At 70.1% G+C, this 14,801-nt stretch carries 14 protein-coding genes and 2 pseudogenes; 9 read left to right on the top strand and 7 right to left on the bottom strand.

The features are described from left to right. Window positions 1-310: 310 nt before the first annotated feature. Window positions 311-1,255: a DPP IV N-terminal domain-containing protein gene (locus tag WJ438_RS06045; protein WP_406724284.1), complete on the bottom strand. Its 945-nt coding sequence runs from the start codon at window positions 1,253-1,255 to the stop codon at window positions 311-313. Window positions 1,256-1,470: 215 nt separating this feature from the next. On the opposite strand from WJ438_RS06045, the gene WJ438_RS06040 reads away from it, so the two are divergent. The 4 genes and pseudogenes from WJ438_RS06040 (at window position 1,471) to WJ438_RS06025 (ending at window position 5,146) form a co-directional block, all read left to right on the top strand. Then, on the top strand, window positions 1,471-2,541 hold the full coding sequence (locus WJ438_RS06040) for an alpha/beta hydrolase (protein WP_406724283.1): 1,071 nt from the start codon (window positions 1,471-1,473) through the stop codon (window positions 2,539-2,541). A gap of 51 nt (window positions 2,542-2,592) precedes the next feature. Continuing rightward, window positions 2,593-3,077, top strand: a pseudogene (locus tag WJ438_RS06035) (GNAT family N-acetyltransferase). Window positions 3,078-3,513: 436 nt separating this feature from the next. Then, window positions 3,514-4,704: an alpha/beta fold hydrolase gene (locus tag WJ438_RS06030; RefSeq protein WP_406724282.1), complete on the top strand. Its 1,191-nt coding sequence runs from the start codon at window positions 3,514-3,516 to the stop codon at window positions 4,702-4,704. Beyond that, complete coding sequence (locus tag WJ438_RS06025; RefSeq protein ID WP_406724281.1) at window positions 4,673-5,146, top strand: alpha/beta hydrolase; 474 nt, start codon at window positions 4,673-4,675, stop codon at window positions 5,144-5,146. Before WJ438_RS06030 ends, WJ438_RS06025 begins: the two co-directional genes overlap by 32 nt. 1,199 nt (window positions 5,147-6,345) lie before the next feature. Here the strand turns inward: WJ438_RS06025 and WJ438_RS06020 are convergent. Beyond that, complete coding sequence (locus tag WJ438_RS06020; protein WP_406724280.1) at window positions 6,346-7,386, bottom strand: vWA domain-containing protein; 1,041 nt, start codon at window positions 7,384-7,386, stop codon at window positions 6,346-6,348. Between the two features lie 680 nt (window positions 7,387-8,066). On the opposite strand from WJ438_RS06020, the gene WJ438_RS06015 reads away from it, so the two are divergent. From WJ438_RS06015 to WJ438_RS06005, 3 genes are read left to right on the top strand one after another with little or no spacing between them, the layout of a single operon-like run. Beyond that, window positions 8,067-8,384 (top strand): transposase, encoded by a 318-nt coding sequence (locus WJ438_RS06015; protein ID WP_406724279.1) that lies wholly within the window; start codon window positions 8,067-8,069, stop codon window positions 8,382-8,384. Window positions 8,385-8,438: 54 nt separating this feature from the next. Then, window positions 8,439-9,092, top strand: a complete 654-nt coding sequence (locus WJ438_RS06010) for an IS3 family transposase (RefSeq protein WP_406724278.1) — start codon at window positions 8,439-8,441, stop codon at window positions 9,090-9,092. Beyond that, entirely contained in the window at window positions 9,020-9,319 is a 300-nt protein-coding gene (locus WJ438_RS06005; protein WP_406724277.1) for an integrase core domain-containing protein, read from the top strand. Before WJ438_RS06010 ends, WJ438_RS06005 begins: the two co-directional genes overlap by 73 nt. Before the next feature lie 18 nt (window positions 9,320-9,337). Here WJ438_RS06005 and add read toward each other — a convergent pair whose 3' ends face one another. From add to WJ438_RS05985, 4 genes are read right to left on the bottom strand one after another with little or no spacing between them, the layout of a single operon-like run. Continuing rightward, on the bottom strand, window positions 9,338-10,297 hold the full coding sequence (add, locus tag WJ438_RS06000; RefSeq protein WP_406724276.1) for an adenosine deaminase: 960 nt from the start codon (window positions 10,295-10,297) through the stop codon (window positions 9,338-9,340). Window positions 10,298-10,311: 14 nt separating this feature from the next. Then, window positions 10,312-11,298, bottom strand: a complete 987-nt coding sequence (locus WJ438_RS05995; RefSeq protein ID WP_406724275.1) for a nucleoside hydrolase — start codon at window positions 11,296-11,298, stop codon at window positions 10,312-10,314. Window positions 11,299-11,338: 40 nt separating this feature from the next. Next, window positions 11,339-11,545 (bottom strand): PfkB family carbohydrate kinase, encoded by a 207-nt coding sequence (locus WJ438_RS05990; RefSeq protein WP_406729605.1) that lies wholly within the window; start codon window positions 11,543-11,545, stop codon window positions 11,339-11,341. A 4-nt stretch (window positions 11,546-11,549) separates the two neighbouring features. Further along, window positions 11,550-12,092, bottom strand: coding sequence for a PfkB family carbohydrate kinase (locus WJ438_RS05985; protein WP_406724274.1), 543 nt, complete (start codon window positions 12,090-12,092; stop codon window positions 11,550-11,552). 210 nt (window positions 12,093-12,302) lie between these two features. On the opposite strand from WJ438_RS05985, the gene WJ438_RS05980 reads away from it, so the two are divergent. Both WJ438_RS05980 and WJ438_RS05975 read left to right on the top strand, forming a co-directional pair. Beyond that, window positions 12,303-12,587, top strand: coding sequence for a LacI family DNA-binding transcriptional regulator (locus WJ438_RS05980; RefSeq protein ID WP_406724273.1), 285 nt, complete (start codon window positions 12,303-12,305; stop codon window positions 12,585-12,587). Further along, on the top strand, window positions 12,580-13,305 hold the full coding sequence (locus WJ438_RS05975; protein ID WP_406729604.1) for a LacI family DNA-binding transcriptional regulator: 726 nt from the start codon (window positions 12,580-12,582) through the stop codon (window positions 13,303-13,305). The genes WJ438_RS05980 and WJ438_RS05975 overlap by 8 nt, the downstream gene beginning before the upstream one ends. Before the next feature lie 155 nt (window positions 13,306-13,460). Here the strand turns inward: WJ438_RS05975 and WJ438_RS05970 are convergent. Continuing rightward, window positions 13,461-14,557 (bottom strand): annotated as a pseudogene (locus WJ438_RS05970) (integrase). Window positions 14,558-14,801 lie beyond the last annotated feature (244 nt).

The following is a 14,801-nucleotide window of genomic DNA, read 5'->3' as shown; positions in this document are numbered from 1 at the left end:
ACTGGAAGCCTCAAGAACTCCCATCATCGCAGGTCACAAGGCACTTCCTCGTTTCTCGAAGAGTCATCCACAGCCATCAGGTCGGTGGATTCAGGCTTAACGGACAGCCCAGCCGGTCAAGTCGGCCATGGCGCCGACACCGGCAGCAATCACAGGAAACGCGGGCATCGCGCTACCGCTCGTCAACTCGACAGATCTGTAGGGGGGCCATGTTCGCTTCCTGTGTCCAGTGAGCGTCCTGACGGACGGCCACAGGGCGAACGGCCGCGACCGAGGGCGTTCCCCGTGGCCGCGGCCAGTGGGTCGACTACTACCTCCTCAGCCAGTCGGTGGGGATCACGGACGGGCCCGTGAGCATCTGGCGGTTCCGTCCGTCGGCGGCGTCGACGACGTAGGTGCTGAGGGTGTAGTCGAAGTCGTCCATGGCGGAGAAGGCGATCTGGGTGCCGGCGGGCGAGAAGACGGGGCCCCGGATGCCGCTGAGCGGGGATGTCCAGCCGCTCTGCAGCTCGGTGACGGCGCCGGTCGCCACGTCGACGACATTCAGGCCGTTCTCGGTGACGTAGACGATGCGGTGGCCGTCGGGGGACCAGTCGACGGGCGTGGACAGCGCGTCGCGGACGGTGCTGATCTGGCGTACCTGCCGGGTGGTGGTGTCCATGACCCAGACGTCCCCGCCGTACTCCCAGCCGTCGGCAGTCTCGTACTCGGTGGTCCTGATGAAGGCGATGCTCTTGCCGTCGGGCGAGAAGGTGCCCGCGCCACCGGTCGTTGTCAGCACCTCGTGCCCGGTGCCGTCGCTGTTGATCCACTCCAGGCCGCGCGGGCTGTGGTAGACGATGCGCTTGCCGTCCGGGGACCAGTCGGGGTGCCCGACGTACGGGGCCTCGTTGGTCTCGGGCGCGACACCCTGGACCAGAACGTGCTGGTCACTGCCGTCGGCCTGGGCGAGCACCAGGTTCCGGGCGTACATGCAGCCCTCAGTCTGGGGGATGCAGGTGTCGTCGCGCTGGATGTACGCGACGGTGGAGCCCTTGGGAGCGAGGACGCCTTCCTCGGCGTTCTGCGCGAAGGTCCCGATGATGTCGCCGCTCACGGGGTCGAGTGAGACGAGAGCGGGAGAGCTGGATGAGTAGTCGGTGGCGGTGATCCGGCCGTCCGGCGCCGGACCCTGCCCCGCCGCAGCGGTCCCTGTCGTCGGCAGACCGGCGGCGACGACGATCCCCACGGTCAATACGGCACGTCTGAGCAGCACTTGAAACCTCCTGAAAGACCGGGAACCGACGTTCCCGGCCCCCAGAACAAGAGCGCGACGTGATCAAGGAATGTCACACGGCGCATGTGGGGCAGGGCGGGCGTGCAGGGCACGCTTCCGCTCGCGGACCTTGACGTGGAGGCGGAGCCCGCCGATATTCATGCAGCGTGCGCCGATGGGCCGTCAACGACGAACCGACCCCGCAGGGAGCCGCCGTGACCGCGACCGTGACCGCCGTCCTGAGCCTTCGAGCCCGCGTTCACCTCATCCTCGCCGTGCTGCTGCTCACCCTCGTCCCCACCGCACCGGCACTCGCCGCCGTCCCACCGCCGGGATCTCCCGCCACCGGTGTCCAGGCGGCGACCGACACGTCGCGTTCCGGGTCGCCACGAGGCGCCGAGGTCGTCGCGGTCACCCAGGTCGCGGACCGGCAGGTCGACCTGTCGGTGAGATCGCAGGCCCTGGGTGGCCGAACGGTCAAGGTCCGCCTGCTCACCCCCGACGGCTGGAACCCGGACGCGCGACGCCGGCAGCACTGGCCGGCCCTCTGGCTGCTGCACGGTTGCTGCGGCGACTACACCTCGTGGACCGCGATGACCGACGTCGCGCAGACCGACAGCCTGCGCGACGTGCTCGTGGTGATGCCGGAGGCGGGCTGGAACGGCTGGTACAGCGACTGGTGGAACCACGGCCGGGGCGGCGACCCGGCCTGGGAGACGTTCCACACCGTGGAGCTGCGCCACCTCCTGGAGCGTGACTGGGGCGCCGGCGCCGACCGCGTCGTGGCGGGCCTGTCGATGGGAGGCCAGGGCGCTCTGCAGTACGCCGCACGGAACCCCGGCATGTTCAAGGCGACCGCCGCGTACTCCGGTTCGGCCCACCCACTCCTGAACGACGAGTCGGTCGACCGCATCATGGGCTTCTTCGCCGGCCAGGGCGACGACCCGCTGCGGGTCTGGGGCGACCCGGTCGCGCAACGCCGCATCTGGCAGGCCCACGACCCGTTCCACCTGGCCGAGCGGCTCCGGTCGATCCCCGTGTACCTGTCGTGCGGCGACGGCACCACCGGCCCGCTGGACCCGCCGGGCCGCACGAGCGCGCTCGAGGCCGACTTCAACCGACAGAACCACGCCCTCGCCGCCGAGTTGGAACGCGTCGGCGCGAAGCACCTCACCACTCACTTCTACGGACCGGGCACCCACGGTTGGGCATACTGGGAACGCGAACTGCAGGCGTCGCTCCCGATGTTGCTCGGCGCCCTACGAGCCGACCACGTCGACGACTGACCAGGTCCGCTCGGGGCCGTCCTACCCGGATCGAGCGAAAGAACAGGGTTGATGACGAAGGAGGACACCGACCGCCAGGGCCGGTGCGTGGTGCTCGAGGAGATCACGGACGAGAACCGGCGCGACGTCGCCGATGTGGCCCCGCCGACGACCAGCGCCGGTTCGTGGCTGCCCTCGGCGCACGCTGTCTGCTGCTCTCCCTGCGGGGCGGAACCTGGAACTCCCTCGCGGTCCGGGCCGGTGACGAGGTCGTGGGCCATGTCATGTGGGCGTACGACGAGGAGGACGGCACCCACTGGAGCGGCGGCATGGTCGTCAACGCCGCCGAGCAGGGCAAGGGCGTGGGCCGCGCCACGATGCGCGTCCTGATGCGACGCCTCGCCGCACTGCCGTCCTGCCGTGAGATCCGGCTCTCCTACCACCCGGAGAACATCCCCGCCGCTCGCCTGTACGCGTCGCTCGGCTTCATGCCCACCGGAGAGTCCGAGAGCGAGGAGGTCGTGGCCGCGCTGAGCGGCGGATCGGCCGCCGCCTGACCGCCCAGGACGACCGGAAGCCCTTGGTGGGCGCCTTGACCCATTAGACGTCAGCGGAATCTCGTCGGCTGGTCCGGCCGACGACGCCGCCAGGCATGACGTTCCCGCCGGCCCGGCCTGTGCGGCCTCCTCCCACACGGCCGGCCGCCGCTGGGCGACGGTGAGCCGCTCACCGGTGAGGAGGTGGGCCGCGCCGCGCCCGGGCGGTCCTCAGTGAGCGGCCCACCGTTCCGCACCCGGCGGGTGGGCCGCCGGCCCAGGTGGGTGGTGCTGGTTATCACCGCGCGCCGGGCCGGAGCGCGGGGGCTGGGCCATTCGGCTGCATTGCCTCGCGCGCACCGCCGGACCGCTGTGTGGTTGACCCGGACGCGCACCGCGGCCAGGGCATCGGTGGCCCGGGCGCTCAGCCACGGAGAACCACGAACGGAGTATGCCCATGCCCCTCATACGCCGATTCACAGCGGTCCGCAGACGCCATGCCGCGTTCCTCGCCGCGCTGGTGACCTGCTCGACCGTACTGACCGGCCAGGACCTCGCCGCGGCCGGCGGTACGCCCACACCTTCGGTACCCGTCCCGCAGCTGGACTGGAGCCCCTGCGTCCAAGGCGGCGAGTTCGACTGCGCGACCGCGAAGGTGCCGCTGGACCACAACAGACCGGGTGGTCGCACCCTCGAGCTGGCGGTCGTCAAACGGAAGGCGACCGGCCCCGGTCGGCGCATCGGCACCCTCTTCTTCAACCCCGGCGGCCCCGGCGGTCCCGGAACGGTGCAGATGCCGCAGAACTACGAGAAGTTCCCGCGCGAGGTGCGGGAGCGGTTCGACATCGTCAGCTGGGCCCCCCGGGGAATCGGCAGCAGCACCGCGGTGAACTGCTTCGCCGGTCCCGAGGAAGCCGCCGAATGGAACGCGAGCAAACCGACGGGCTTCCCGGTGGGCGAAAAGGAGCGGACGGCCTTCATCGCCGCGTACAAGGACCTGGCCCGGCGCTGTGAGCAGCGTGACCCCGAGCTGCTGCGCCATGTGTCGACCACCGACACCGCCCGCGACCTCGACCTGCTTCGTCAGGCGGTGGGGGAGTCACAACTCACCTACCAGGGGATCTCCTACGGCACGATCCTGGGCGCCACCTACGCCAACCTCTTCCCCGGCAAGGTCCGCGCCATGGTCCTCGACAGCAACATCGACCCGCAGGCCTGGACGAATCACGCGTCCGGCGACGACCCCCGGCTCACGACGTTCCTGCGCATGGGCTCGGACCGCAGCGCGGCAGCGACCCTGGACAGGTTCCTCGCCCTGTGCGGGTCCACCACCACCGCCCGCTGCGCCTTCTCCGCCGGCGGTCCGAAAGCGACCCGGGCCAAGTTCGACCAGCTGATGCAGCGGCTCCGGAAGCAGCCCGTGGGCGCGTGGACCTACGCCGGCACGGTCGCCGGCGTGGTGAACAGCCTCTACGTCGTCCACCCAGGGTGGACGGACCTCGCCTGGCCGGCTGCAGGACCTGTGGCGGGGCCGCGTGCCGGAGCCGGCCCCGCTCCCGCCCCCACCGGTGGTCCCGAACCCGAACCCGTACCTGGGCGAGGAACAGGGCGCCGCGGTGCTCTGCGGCGACAGCCCCAACCCGCGTGACCCCGGTGCCTACCACGCCATGGAGGAGGCCAGTGCCGCTCGTGCGGGCGACGCCGGACGCTTCTGGACCTGGGCCGCCGCGGGGTGCGCCACCTGGCCCGCGGTCGCCGCCGACCGCTACCGCGGTCCGTGGAACAAGCCGACGGCACACCCCGTCCTGGTGGTCGGTACCACCTACGACCCCGCCACTCCCTACTCGAACGCGCAAGCCATGGCCGAAGAACTGGCCAACGCCCGCCTGCTCACCAACGACGGCTACGGGCACACCGCATTGATCAACCCCAGCAGCTGCGTCAAGGCACACGAGAGCCGCTACCTCATCGACGGCACCCTCCCGCCGGTCGGAACGACGTGCCGACAGGACACGCCTCCCTTCTCCGCACCCAAGCCGATCGGTGGCGTCGCCACCGGCGGCGGCGGGACGGCCGGCACGGTCTCCTGAGCCGGCCATGACCCCCGGCCTGGACACGGGCCGACGCGAGCGCACTCCGGCTCGCTCACCGCCTCCATGCCGAGCCGCTCGGCAACGGGCCCCGGACCGCGGTCGGTCCGGGGCCCGTGCAGGCACCCCCTGCTCGCGGGTGGTGCGTGACCGCGAATGCCGTCGTCCCGACCCGCCGCATGCCCTGGCCGAGTGGGTCACCCTGCTCATCGTCACCCGTGGGGTGACCGCCGCTGCAAGCCGAGCGTCCCGTACACATCCCAGGCGACCGTGTCCTCGCCGCCCCTCGGATGCCGCAAACGATGGTGTGTACGGGGGCGGCATCCCGACGTGGTTCATGCGGCATCCCGCGGGTTCGTCCTGGCTTTCCTCTCCCGTTGTCGCAGGTCAGCCCGGCAGACGGGAGCGACGGATCCGCACAGAACATGATGGGCCCTCGGGATCCCTGAAGAACCATCATGCTTCCTGCACAGACGCACAGACGCACAGACGCACAGACGCACAGACGCACGGACGCACAGGCCGAGGGCGACGAGGTGCCTGGTCAGGCCCCATGCCGAGGAACCGAGGGGCACGGCGAACTCGCGGGATGCTGCACACGCTGGCGGTGCCGCGATCCTCGGTCAACGACAGCTACGGCAGCGACGGCAGCCCACCCCAGGTGGGTGCGGAGGGGTGCAGACGTGACCTCGTTGGGTGCGGGCCTCCTCGTGTCCGGCGCACCGCCCGTACGATGATCGGCGTGACCGTCCGCCGCGCCCTTGGCACCGGCCCCAGGCTCCCGCGCACAGCATCCGCGCCGCCCAGGCCGAACTTCTCGACGAACTCCCCGGGGCCCGTCTCCCCAACCTTGACGAGCTGCGGGCCCGTGGAGTGCTCGGGGCCCACCCGGCGACGTCCGCGAGCCCGCGGCGGACCCTTGGAGCGGGCGGCCGCGCGAACGGTGAGCCGCCCGACCTCCCCGCCTGACACCGACACGGCCTCCGGCCTTCAGCTACCGCTCCAGCGCTCCCAGCAGGACACCGGCCCGTCCGACGAAGTCCTCGATCAGTGCGCTGGTGCGGTCCCGGCACGTCCTTGCGTCAGCCCGCTGCTGCAGAGGTGCAGTCAGACGTCGTCGGAGGCCGCTTCTCTGCCGACTCTGTTGCTGGTGGGGTGCCGGGACGACAAGCCTCGGGACCCGAAGGGGCTCCAAGGCGTCAGAGCATGAGCAGGAGCCGCGTGTTCGGTACGAGCTTCCGGTTCACGCTGGTGCTCTGCACGAAGATCGTGAAGTCGTCGTTGTGGTCCGGCTTGATGCGAACTTCCACGTCCGGCAGGCCGAGCAGGGCGCGGGCCTCGGGCCCCGTGTACACCCGGTCCGTCTTCTTCTCCAGCACCGCAATCTGCTTCTGCGCCTGGATCTTCTCCGACTTGCTCAGCTGGTAGAACGCACCACCGGTACGGTAGGTGTGCCCGCATTCGACGACCCATTCCCGGATCGCCGCGTCACGGGCCACCGGGATCAGCTGGTACTCCGACGGATTCACCGGGGTGAGGTCGGCCGCCTTGATGGTGTCCTTGTTGACCGCCTCCGCACCCGTGGAGAACACCGCCCGCGATCCCCGGATGCCCTGGGCGCGGCCCATCATGAACTTCTCGGTGGCCTGCTGGATGACCTGCCCGGCCTCCTCCAGGCCCTGTGTGCTCGTGGCGTCCCAGATGGCGATGTTGTCCCTCGGGAACCCGCACTGCATGGCCTCGCGCTTGCCCATCTGGTCCGGCACAAGGACGGCCAGCGTCCAGTTGTCCTTCTGTATCTCGATCATCTCGGCCACGGCCTCAACCAGTTCACGTCGATCCCTGGTAGGGGCATCCGGGCAGCGATGACTTGCGTTCTCCTGCCCGTCGGTGAGTACGAACGTCAGGAAGCTGTGGTCGCCGTACAGTTGAGCTGTCTGCGCCAGCTCCCGCTGCGATTTGAGCGTGGCCGCCAGCAGCGCCGTCATTCCACCGACCCGGTACAACTGCTTCAGCGACGGCATCCGCAGCACGTCTTTGTCGTAGATGACGCACTCCACCTTGTCCGCGAAGACGTACACCGTGACGCGGGTTTCCTGATCCAGTTCCTGCGAGCGTCGGGCCAGATAGGCAATCTGCTGGTCGGCGACTTCGACGACCTTGCGGCTCAGGTGCGACATGGACGAACTGGCATCCAGCACAAGGGCGACGTGGTTGATGTAGTTCTGGTTTCCGGACATGACAGCTCCCCCTCTTTCCGACTCGATGCTCCTACTGTCTCACCCACCACTGACAATCGATCTTGGCTCCCGGACCGGACGAAGAGCCCACCCGACCAGGGGCGCCCCCGGTGGCGGACAGCACGGGACCCCGCTCGTGACAGCCCGGGGTCTCCCTGTGCACTGGTGTGTCCGGCAGGTTCATCGGCCGGCCGGTCGTGGCCTATGCCCATTCCATGCCCAGCTCCCGCAGCGCGTTGTCCGGTTGAAGCGGTATCTCAACCGATCATGGAACGCGCAGTTCGCACAGGCTTCCCGCCGGGGTGATCTTCCCGTTGTGCGCGCGTGAAGGCCGGGCCTCGCAGTGGCTCGGGGGTGCGAATCGAACCGAGCGATGCCGGGAGGCACTGGTGTCGTTGTTGCACGCGTCCGAGCCCGTCCAGTTCAACTCGGCTGCTCCATCGTGTGATTGCCTCGCGCACGTGTACGGCAACGCGGCTGATCAACCCGATCGGGTGCGCCGGTATCCGTCGGCCATGACGGACGCGGAGTGGGCGGCCGTCCGGCCGCTGTCGCCGGTGCCGACCTGGCTTCAGGGGCGGGCGGGCAGCCCGAAGGCTACTGCCACCGGCAGATGCTGGACGCGATCCGAACCGCCCCGGGTTTGATGGAGACATCGAAGACCCGGAAGGATGCCGACCATGGCTGCTCCCCGTAAGTACCCCGACGAACTGCGCGAGCGTGCGACGCGGTTGGCGGTCGAGGCCCGCAGGGATCCGGCCGGCCGGGCCGGTGCGATCAAGCGGATCGCCGATCAGCCGGACGTACACCCCGAGGCCCTGCGCGGCTGGGTCAGGCGCGCCGAGACCGACGAGGGCATCGTTCCCGGCACCAGCAGCACCGATGCCGCCCGGATCATGGAGCTGGAGCGGGAGGTGAAAAAACTGCGGCGGACGAACGCGATATTGAAGTTCGCCTCGGCTTTCTTCGCCGCGGAGCTGGACCGTCCACTGCGATGAAGGTCGTCCACATCGGCCAGTACAGGGAGACGTTCGGCGTCCAGCCGATCTGCGATGTCCTCGCCGAGACGGACGCGCCGAGAGCACCTGCTGCGCCGCCCGCAACCGCCCGCCCGCGGCCCGCGAGACGAGGAGATCACCGCGGAGATACCCCGGATCCACCAGGCCGACCAGGCCGTCTACGGGGCCCGCAAGGTCCACGCCGCCCTCCTGCGCGAGGGATTCGAGGTGGCCCGCCGCACGGTCGAGCGCCTCATGCGCGCGGCCGGTCTGCGCGGAGTGATCCGGGCCAAGAGCCCACGCACCACCCGGCCGTCCCCCGAGACCGACCGGCCCGCCGATCCGCTGGAGCGGCAGCTCACCGCGAGTGCGCCGGACCAGCTGTGGGCCGCGGACCTCACCCGTGTCAGAACCTTCTCCGGCCGGGTGTGGGCCGCCTTCGTCGGCGACGTCTTCTCCCGCATGGTCGTCGGCCGGCGGGTCGCCACCTCCCTCCGCACCGGCCTCGCCCTCGACGCGCCGGAGAGGGCGCTCCGGCGCCGCCGGCACACCGGCGCCGGCCTCACGCACCACCCGGGCCGCGGAGTCCCCTACCGAGCTCTGCGCCCCACCGAACGCCTCGAACAGGAGGCGCCGTGGCCTCGGTCGGGGACTCGTATGACAACGCCCTGGCCGAGGCGTTCAACAGCCTGTTCAAGGCCGAGCTGATCCGCGCCAGGGGGCCGGGGACCGGCATCGGCGACCTCGAGGTCGCGGGCGTCGAGTACATCGACTGGTTCAACCGGCGCTGCCTCCACGGCGAGCTCGGCCACGTCACGCCCGCCGAGCACGAGGCCGCCCCCTACCGCGCGGCCGGACCCCCTGCGTCACTCCGGACAACCAGCTCACTCAGTCTCCACGAAACCCGGGGCTTGACAGCAGAGCACGTCACGTAGCCGTCGCGCCCGCCTGTACTACTCGCTTCGGGTGCTGAAGGACGCTTGGGCTGCGTTCTCCTGTGCGAGGGCCTCGTGCTCGCTGGTCCATCCGTTGGTGTGCCGTAGTGCGTCGAATTCGCTTTGCAGGGTGGTGTCGGAGGTGGTGCGGGTGTCGGTACTGATGGTGACGGGCAGTCCGGCGGCCAGGAGGGGGGTGGCGGGGTGGGCGGTGATGCTGGGGACGGCGCCGGTCTGCACGTTGCTGGTGGGGCACATTTCCAGGGCGATTCTGTCGGTGCGGAGCCGGTTCAGGAGTGCGGTGTCGGAGGTGCAGCGCACACCGTGGCCGATGCGGCGGGCGCCGAGGACGTCGATCGCCTCCCACATGCTTTCGGGGCCTGCGGCTTCTCCGGCGTGGACGGTGCAGGGCATGCCGGCGCTGTGGGCGAGGTCGAAGGCGGCCCGGTGGGGCTGGGCGGTGTACAGGGTTTCGTCGCCGGCGAGGTCGAGGCCGGCGACGATGTTCCGGTGTCGCAGGGCGGTCTCGGCGACGGCGAGGCTTTCGTCCGGGCTCTGGTGGCGCAGGCAGCACAGGAGCAGCCCGGTGCCCACGCCGGTGGTGGCCCGGCCCTGGGCCAGTCCTTCGGCGACTGCTTGGACGGCTTCGTCGGGGGTCATTCCGTGGCAGCCGTGCAGTTGCGGGGCGAAGCGTACTTCTCCGTAGACGACGCCGTCGGCTTTCCAGTCCTCGACCAGTTCCCGGGCGGTGCGGGTGAGTGCGTCCGGAGTCTGCAGGACCTGCAAGGGGAGGTCGATGTAGGTCAGGAAGGTGGTCAGGCTGCCGCAGTGGGCCGGGGCCACGACCAGGTCCCGGGCGGGCCGTTCCAGGGGGATGCCCTGTTCGCGGGCAAGGTCGGCGACGGTATCGGGGCGGACGGAGCCGTCGAGGTGACAGTGCAGTTCGTAGCGCGGGATCCGCGTGGTGGCAGTACTCATGAAGTCGGTCCAGGTCAGAGGGCGGGGGCAGTCGCGTCGGTGAGCGGCGAGCCGACGGGGAGGGATGTGGTGACGGTGTCGAAGAGAAGCTTCTTGAAGCCGGTCTCGTCGACGCGGCGGACCAGGGTGATGTTGGGGGCGGGAGCGGACAGGCGCCGGTCGATGATCATCTGTCCGCGGGTGTCGTCGGTGACGGAGATGTCGACGTGGACCTCTTCCTGTTCGGTGATCAGGCCAGGCTTGAGTGCCACGGCCATGGCCACGGGGTCGGGCAGGTCGTAGCCGGCCAGTCCGGTCACATCGCGGGCCCAGTCGGCCACGGTGCGGTTGATGCGGTGTGCGAATGTGGCCATCGGGGTGCCGAGTCGTTCCAGGCGCTGCTGGTCGGACGGGGTCATGACGGCGTCCTTGCGGGAGACGTCCCACCCGATCCAGGTGACCTTCTCGGGGGTGGCGGCCTGGGTGACGATCCGGGCGGCCTCGGGATCGGCCCAGACGTTGAACTCTGCGGTGGGTGAGATGTTGCCGCGCAGGTCGGCGGCGCCGGCCATGCAGTACACATGCCGGTAGCGGGTGAACAGCTCAGGGTCGCGCAGCAGGGCGGCGGCGATGTTGGTGAGCGGGGCGAGCGTGACCAGTGTCAGCTCTCCCGGATGCCGGCGGGGGTAGGACAGCAGCGTCTCGACCGCGTGGGTGTGTTGGCAGGCGGTGGCCGGGTCGGGCAGGCCGATGTCGCCCATGCCGTCCTCGCCGTGTACGTGCTGCGCGCTGGAAAGGGTTCGCGTCATCGGGCGGGCGCAGCCGGGGTGGACGGGTATGTCGGTGCGGCCTGCGGTCTCGAGGGAGATCAGCGCGTTGCGGGTGCCGGTCTCGACGGGCACGTTGCCCGCCACGGTGGTCACCGCCCGGATGTCGCCGAGTCCGCTGGCGGCGGCGAGCAGGAGGGCGACCGCGTCGTCGGATCCGGTGTCGGTGTCAATGATCAGGGGAAGGGCCGGCATGGCCGTGCTCCATTCGTGCGAGTCGTGCGGGATCGCGGGTTCAGTGAGCCCGCGGGCGGACGAGGTCGTTCGGGCGGGGCAGGGCCCCTCGGGCTCCGAGCGCGGTGACGGCGAAGGCACCAGCGGTTGTGGCAGTGGCTGCCGCCCGGGTGAGGGGGTGGCCGTGGGCGAGTTCGGCGGCGAGCACGCCGCAGAAGACATCCCCGGCGCCGGTGGTGTCGACGACGGTCACGGCAGGCGCGGGGATGTGCTCACATCGCCCCTCCTGGGCAACCAGGGCACCGTCGCCGCCCAGGGTGACTCACCGCACCGGAGGCCGCCTCTGCCAGGATCTCGGCGGCGGCGGCCCGGGCGTCAGCGGCTCCGGTGAGCTGCCGGGCTTCGACCTCGTTGACCACCAGCAGTGGCCGGTTGTCCTGGGGCCACGCGGGCAGGATCCCGGCCGGAGCCGGGTTGTGCACCCACCGTGTCCCCGGCGCAAGAAAACCTGCGACAGCCTGAAGACAGGGCAGGGGGACCTCACCGCTGGTGAGGATCACATCCGCGGCCAGCGGCCGGAGCGCCGTCAGAGCGTCGGTGACGTCCTGGGCGGACAGCAGGGCGTTGGCGCCGCTGATGACGGCGATGCTGTTCTCGCCGTCCGGGTCCACCACGACCAGCGCCTGTCCGGTCGGCGTGGACACCTCGGTGATCACTGTGTCCACGCCGACCGAGGCACCGCGCAGGTTGGCGAGGGTCTTGAGTCCATCGGCATCCCCGCCGACCTTGGCCACCAAGTGAGTAGCGGCTCCCATGGTGGCGGCGGCCAGGCCACGGCCCGATTGCCGCCCTTCCCGCCGAAACCCTCCTTCACGGAGGTCACCAGCACCGTCTCACTCGGGGAGGGAAGGACGGGACAGCGCATGATCCGGTCGATGTTCACCGAGCCCACAGCCACCACCCGACCTGCCAAGAATCCGTTCATACTCCATGTCTAATCGTTTAGATGAGAGGATGCAAGAGTTATGGCGAAGCGAACAGGCAAGGCCCCGACGCTGACGGACGTGGCCCGCGCGGCCGGGACCTCGACAGCGGTAGTCAGCTACGTGATGAACAACGGCCCCCGGCCGGTCGCGGCCGCGACCCGCGAGCGGGTCCTGGCCGCCGCGGCAGAACTGGACTACCGGCCCAACCGCATCGCCCGGGCTCTGCGCTCGCGGACCACCGGCGTGGTCGGCCTGATCCTCGCCGACGCATCCAACCCCTACTTCGGCGCGCTGGCCCGGCACGTTCGAGCAGGCACTGGATAAGCGCGGAAAGCTCACCCTGACCGGGAACGCCGGATACTCCCCGGACCGGCAGGAGCATCTCGCGGACAAGTTCCTCGCCGCCCAGGTCGACGGGCTCATCATCGTCTCCGCCGACGGCGGCGCCGACGTCGACACCCAGGTCAAACGCGCCGGCGTCCCCTCCGTATACGTCCACAACCAGCCCGAGGACGGGCAGGCCCCGGCAGTGAGCGCCGACAACGAAGATGCCGTCCAGCAGGCCGTCGCCCACCTGTGCAGCCACGGACACACCCGCATCGCCTTCCTCGCCGGACCACGCGACGCCGGACCGGTCGGCCGACGCCACGCCACGTGGGAGACGGCCATCGCCGGCACCGGCGCCCCCCTGCTGCGCTGCGAGTACTCCCGCGCCGCGGCAGCGGCCCTGACCGAACAGCTCATCAGCGAGGGCACCATGCCCGCCGCGCTCATCACCGCCACCGACGAACAAGCCATCGGCGTCCTTGCCGGAGCCCGGGCTCACGGACTGGCCGTCCCCAAGCGGCTGGCCGTCATCAGCCTCGACGGGACCCCTGACAGCGCCTACACCGCTCCCGCCCTCACGGTCACCCAGCAACCCCTGGAGGCGATGGCGGCCCAGGCCGTCGACCTGCTCCTCGGCGGTGAGACCGCGGTGCCGCCCGCCGTAGCCCCCCTCGTCGTCCGGTCCAGCTGCGGGTGCGAACCCACTGGCCTCTGAGTCGTACGACTGCACGAACCGCCGGGCGCGGCGACGCGGGGCGCTGCCTTACCGGCGGGTCGGCATTTCCCAGCGTCGCCGCGCCAGGCCGGACTCCTGGCGGCCTCTCCCGTACGGCGCGACCCTGCGCTTGCCGAATACCTCATCCGTGCTGGTCAGGCCGCATGCTGGTACTCGTGAGGGTGCCGCCGAGCCGCGCTCGCCGTCGTACCTCCAGACGGGCGATCCGGTCCGGATCCTCGATCGGAGCGGGTGGAGGGGGCGGGCGCTCGCCAGGCCCTGGTGCGGCCTGTGCTCGTTGCAGAACGTCTCGAACTCGCGCAGGGCGTACAGGAGATGGCGCTGATCCCAGATCAATGTGCGGCCCAGCAGCTCCCGCCTGCAGGTCTGCACCCACCGCTCCATGCTCGAGTTCATCCGCGGTATCCGGACGCCGCTGAGCACCACCTCGATGCCCGCGTCCTTGAGGACGGCGTCGAACAGCCGCGGGACCTTCCCGTCCCGGGCCCTGATCAGACAGCGCGCCCGGCAGCCCGCGTCCTCGAGGTCCATGACAAGATTCTTCGCGGCCTGGACCACCCGGGACGCGGTCGGTTGCGCGGATGCGCGGTCGCGCCCAGGATCCGGATCCGGCGGTTCGCGTGCTCGATCGCGGCGAACACGTACAAGCGGGCCCCGGACAGGGTGACGGTTTCGAAGAAGTCGCACGCCAGGAGCGCGTCGGCCTGGGAACGCGGGAAGCCCGCCCACGTGCTCGAGGCCCGCTCGGGCGTCGGCTCGATGCCGGCCTCCTTCAAGATTTCCCAGACCGTGGATGCCGCCACCTTCACGCCGAGCACGAGCAGTTCACCGTGCAGGCGCCGGTAGTCCCAACTTGGAGTTTCCCTGGCCAGGCGCAGTACGAGTGCTCGGATGAGTGCACGGTGCGGGGCCGGCCCCGCGCTTCGGGCCGGGACCGGGCGGCGTGCCGGCCGGCGGTGAGGTTGCGGCGCCGGCGCAGTACCGTGTCCGGCCGCACCAGCAGCCGCATCCGGCACAGCACTTCCCTTGGCAGACCGTGGAGCAGCCACGCCAGGAAAGTCCGGTCGCTCGCGTGCATCCGGACTCGCTGCCCGTTCAGCTGCCGCTCCAAGACGGCGATCTGATGGCGCAGGGTCAAGATCTCGATGTCCTTCTCACGGTCGCTCGTTGGTAGCAGTCGCAGCATCGCGCACGCGTTCGTCACGCCCGGGTACGCCAGTCTCAGCAGCACGACCGATCATCATGCCGCGCCCACCGCCGCCGCGCGATAGTGGCGACTCGATCGGTCACGGCCGGCACCCCGAAACCCGCTCCCACCTGTATGGATGAGGTATTCGGCAAGGGCAGGATCTTGGTGGCTAATTCCAATTCACCTTCTGTGAGTCGGAGTTATCGCTGAGGAACGACGGCTCCGGCGGATGGGATCATGCTGATCGTTGATCTTGTCGTGGTTCCTTGGGGATCGGAGTGTGTCG

It is taken from the genome of Streptomyces sp. GD-15H, from assembly GCF_045291515.1.
In the GTDB taxonomy this organism is placed as follows: domain Bacteria; phylum Actinomycetota; class Actinomycetes; order Streptomycetales; family Streptomycetaceae; genus Streptomyces.
Note: the sequence above shows the minus strand (reverse complement) of the source record. Positions and strands in the feature narration are given on the sequence as shown.

Bases quoted from the DNA above. Each gene is read 5' to 3' on its own strand.
- WJ438_RS06030 (WP_406724282.1), top strand. From the start codon at position 3,514: ATGCCCCTCATACGCCGATTCACAGCGGTCCGCAGACGCCATGCCGCG.
- WJ438_RS06020 (WP_406724280.1), bottom strand. From the start codon at position 7,386: ATGTCCGGAAACCAGAACTACATCAACCACGTCGCCCTTGTGCTGGAT.
- WJ438_RS06015 (WP_406724279.1), top strand. From the start codon at position 8,067: ATGGCTGCTCCCCGTAAGTACCCCGACGAACTGCGCGAGCGTGCGACG.
- WJ438_RS06010 (WP_406724278.1), top strand. From the start codon at position 8,439: ATGTCCTCGCCGAGACGGACGCGCCGAGAGCACCTGCTGCGCCGCCCG.
- add (WP_406724276.1), bottom strand. From the start codon at position 10,297: ATGAGTACTGCCACCACGCGGATCCCGCGCTACGAACTGCACTGTCAC.
- WJ438_RS05995 (WP_406724275.1), bottom strand. From the start codon at position 11,298: ATGCCGGCCCTTCCCCTGATCATTGACACCGACACCGGATCCGACGAC.
- WJ438_RS05985 (WP_406724274.1), bottom strand. From the start codon at position 12,092: ATGGGAGCCGCTACTCACTTGGTGGCCAAGGTCGGCGGGGATGCCGAT.
- WJ438_RS05980 (WP_406724273.1), top strand. From the start codon at position 12,303: ATGGCGAAGCGAACAGGCAAGGCCCCGACGCTGACGGACGTGGCCCGC.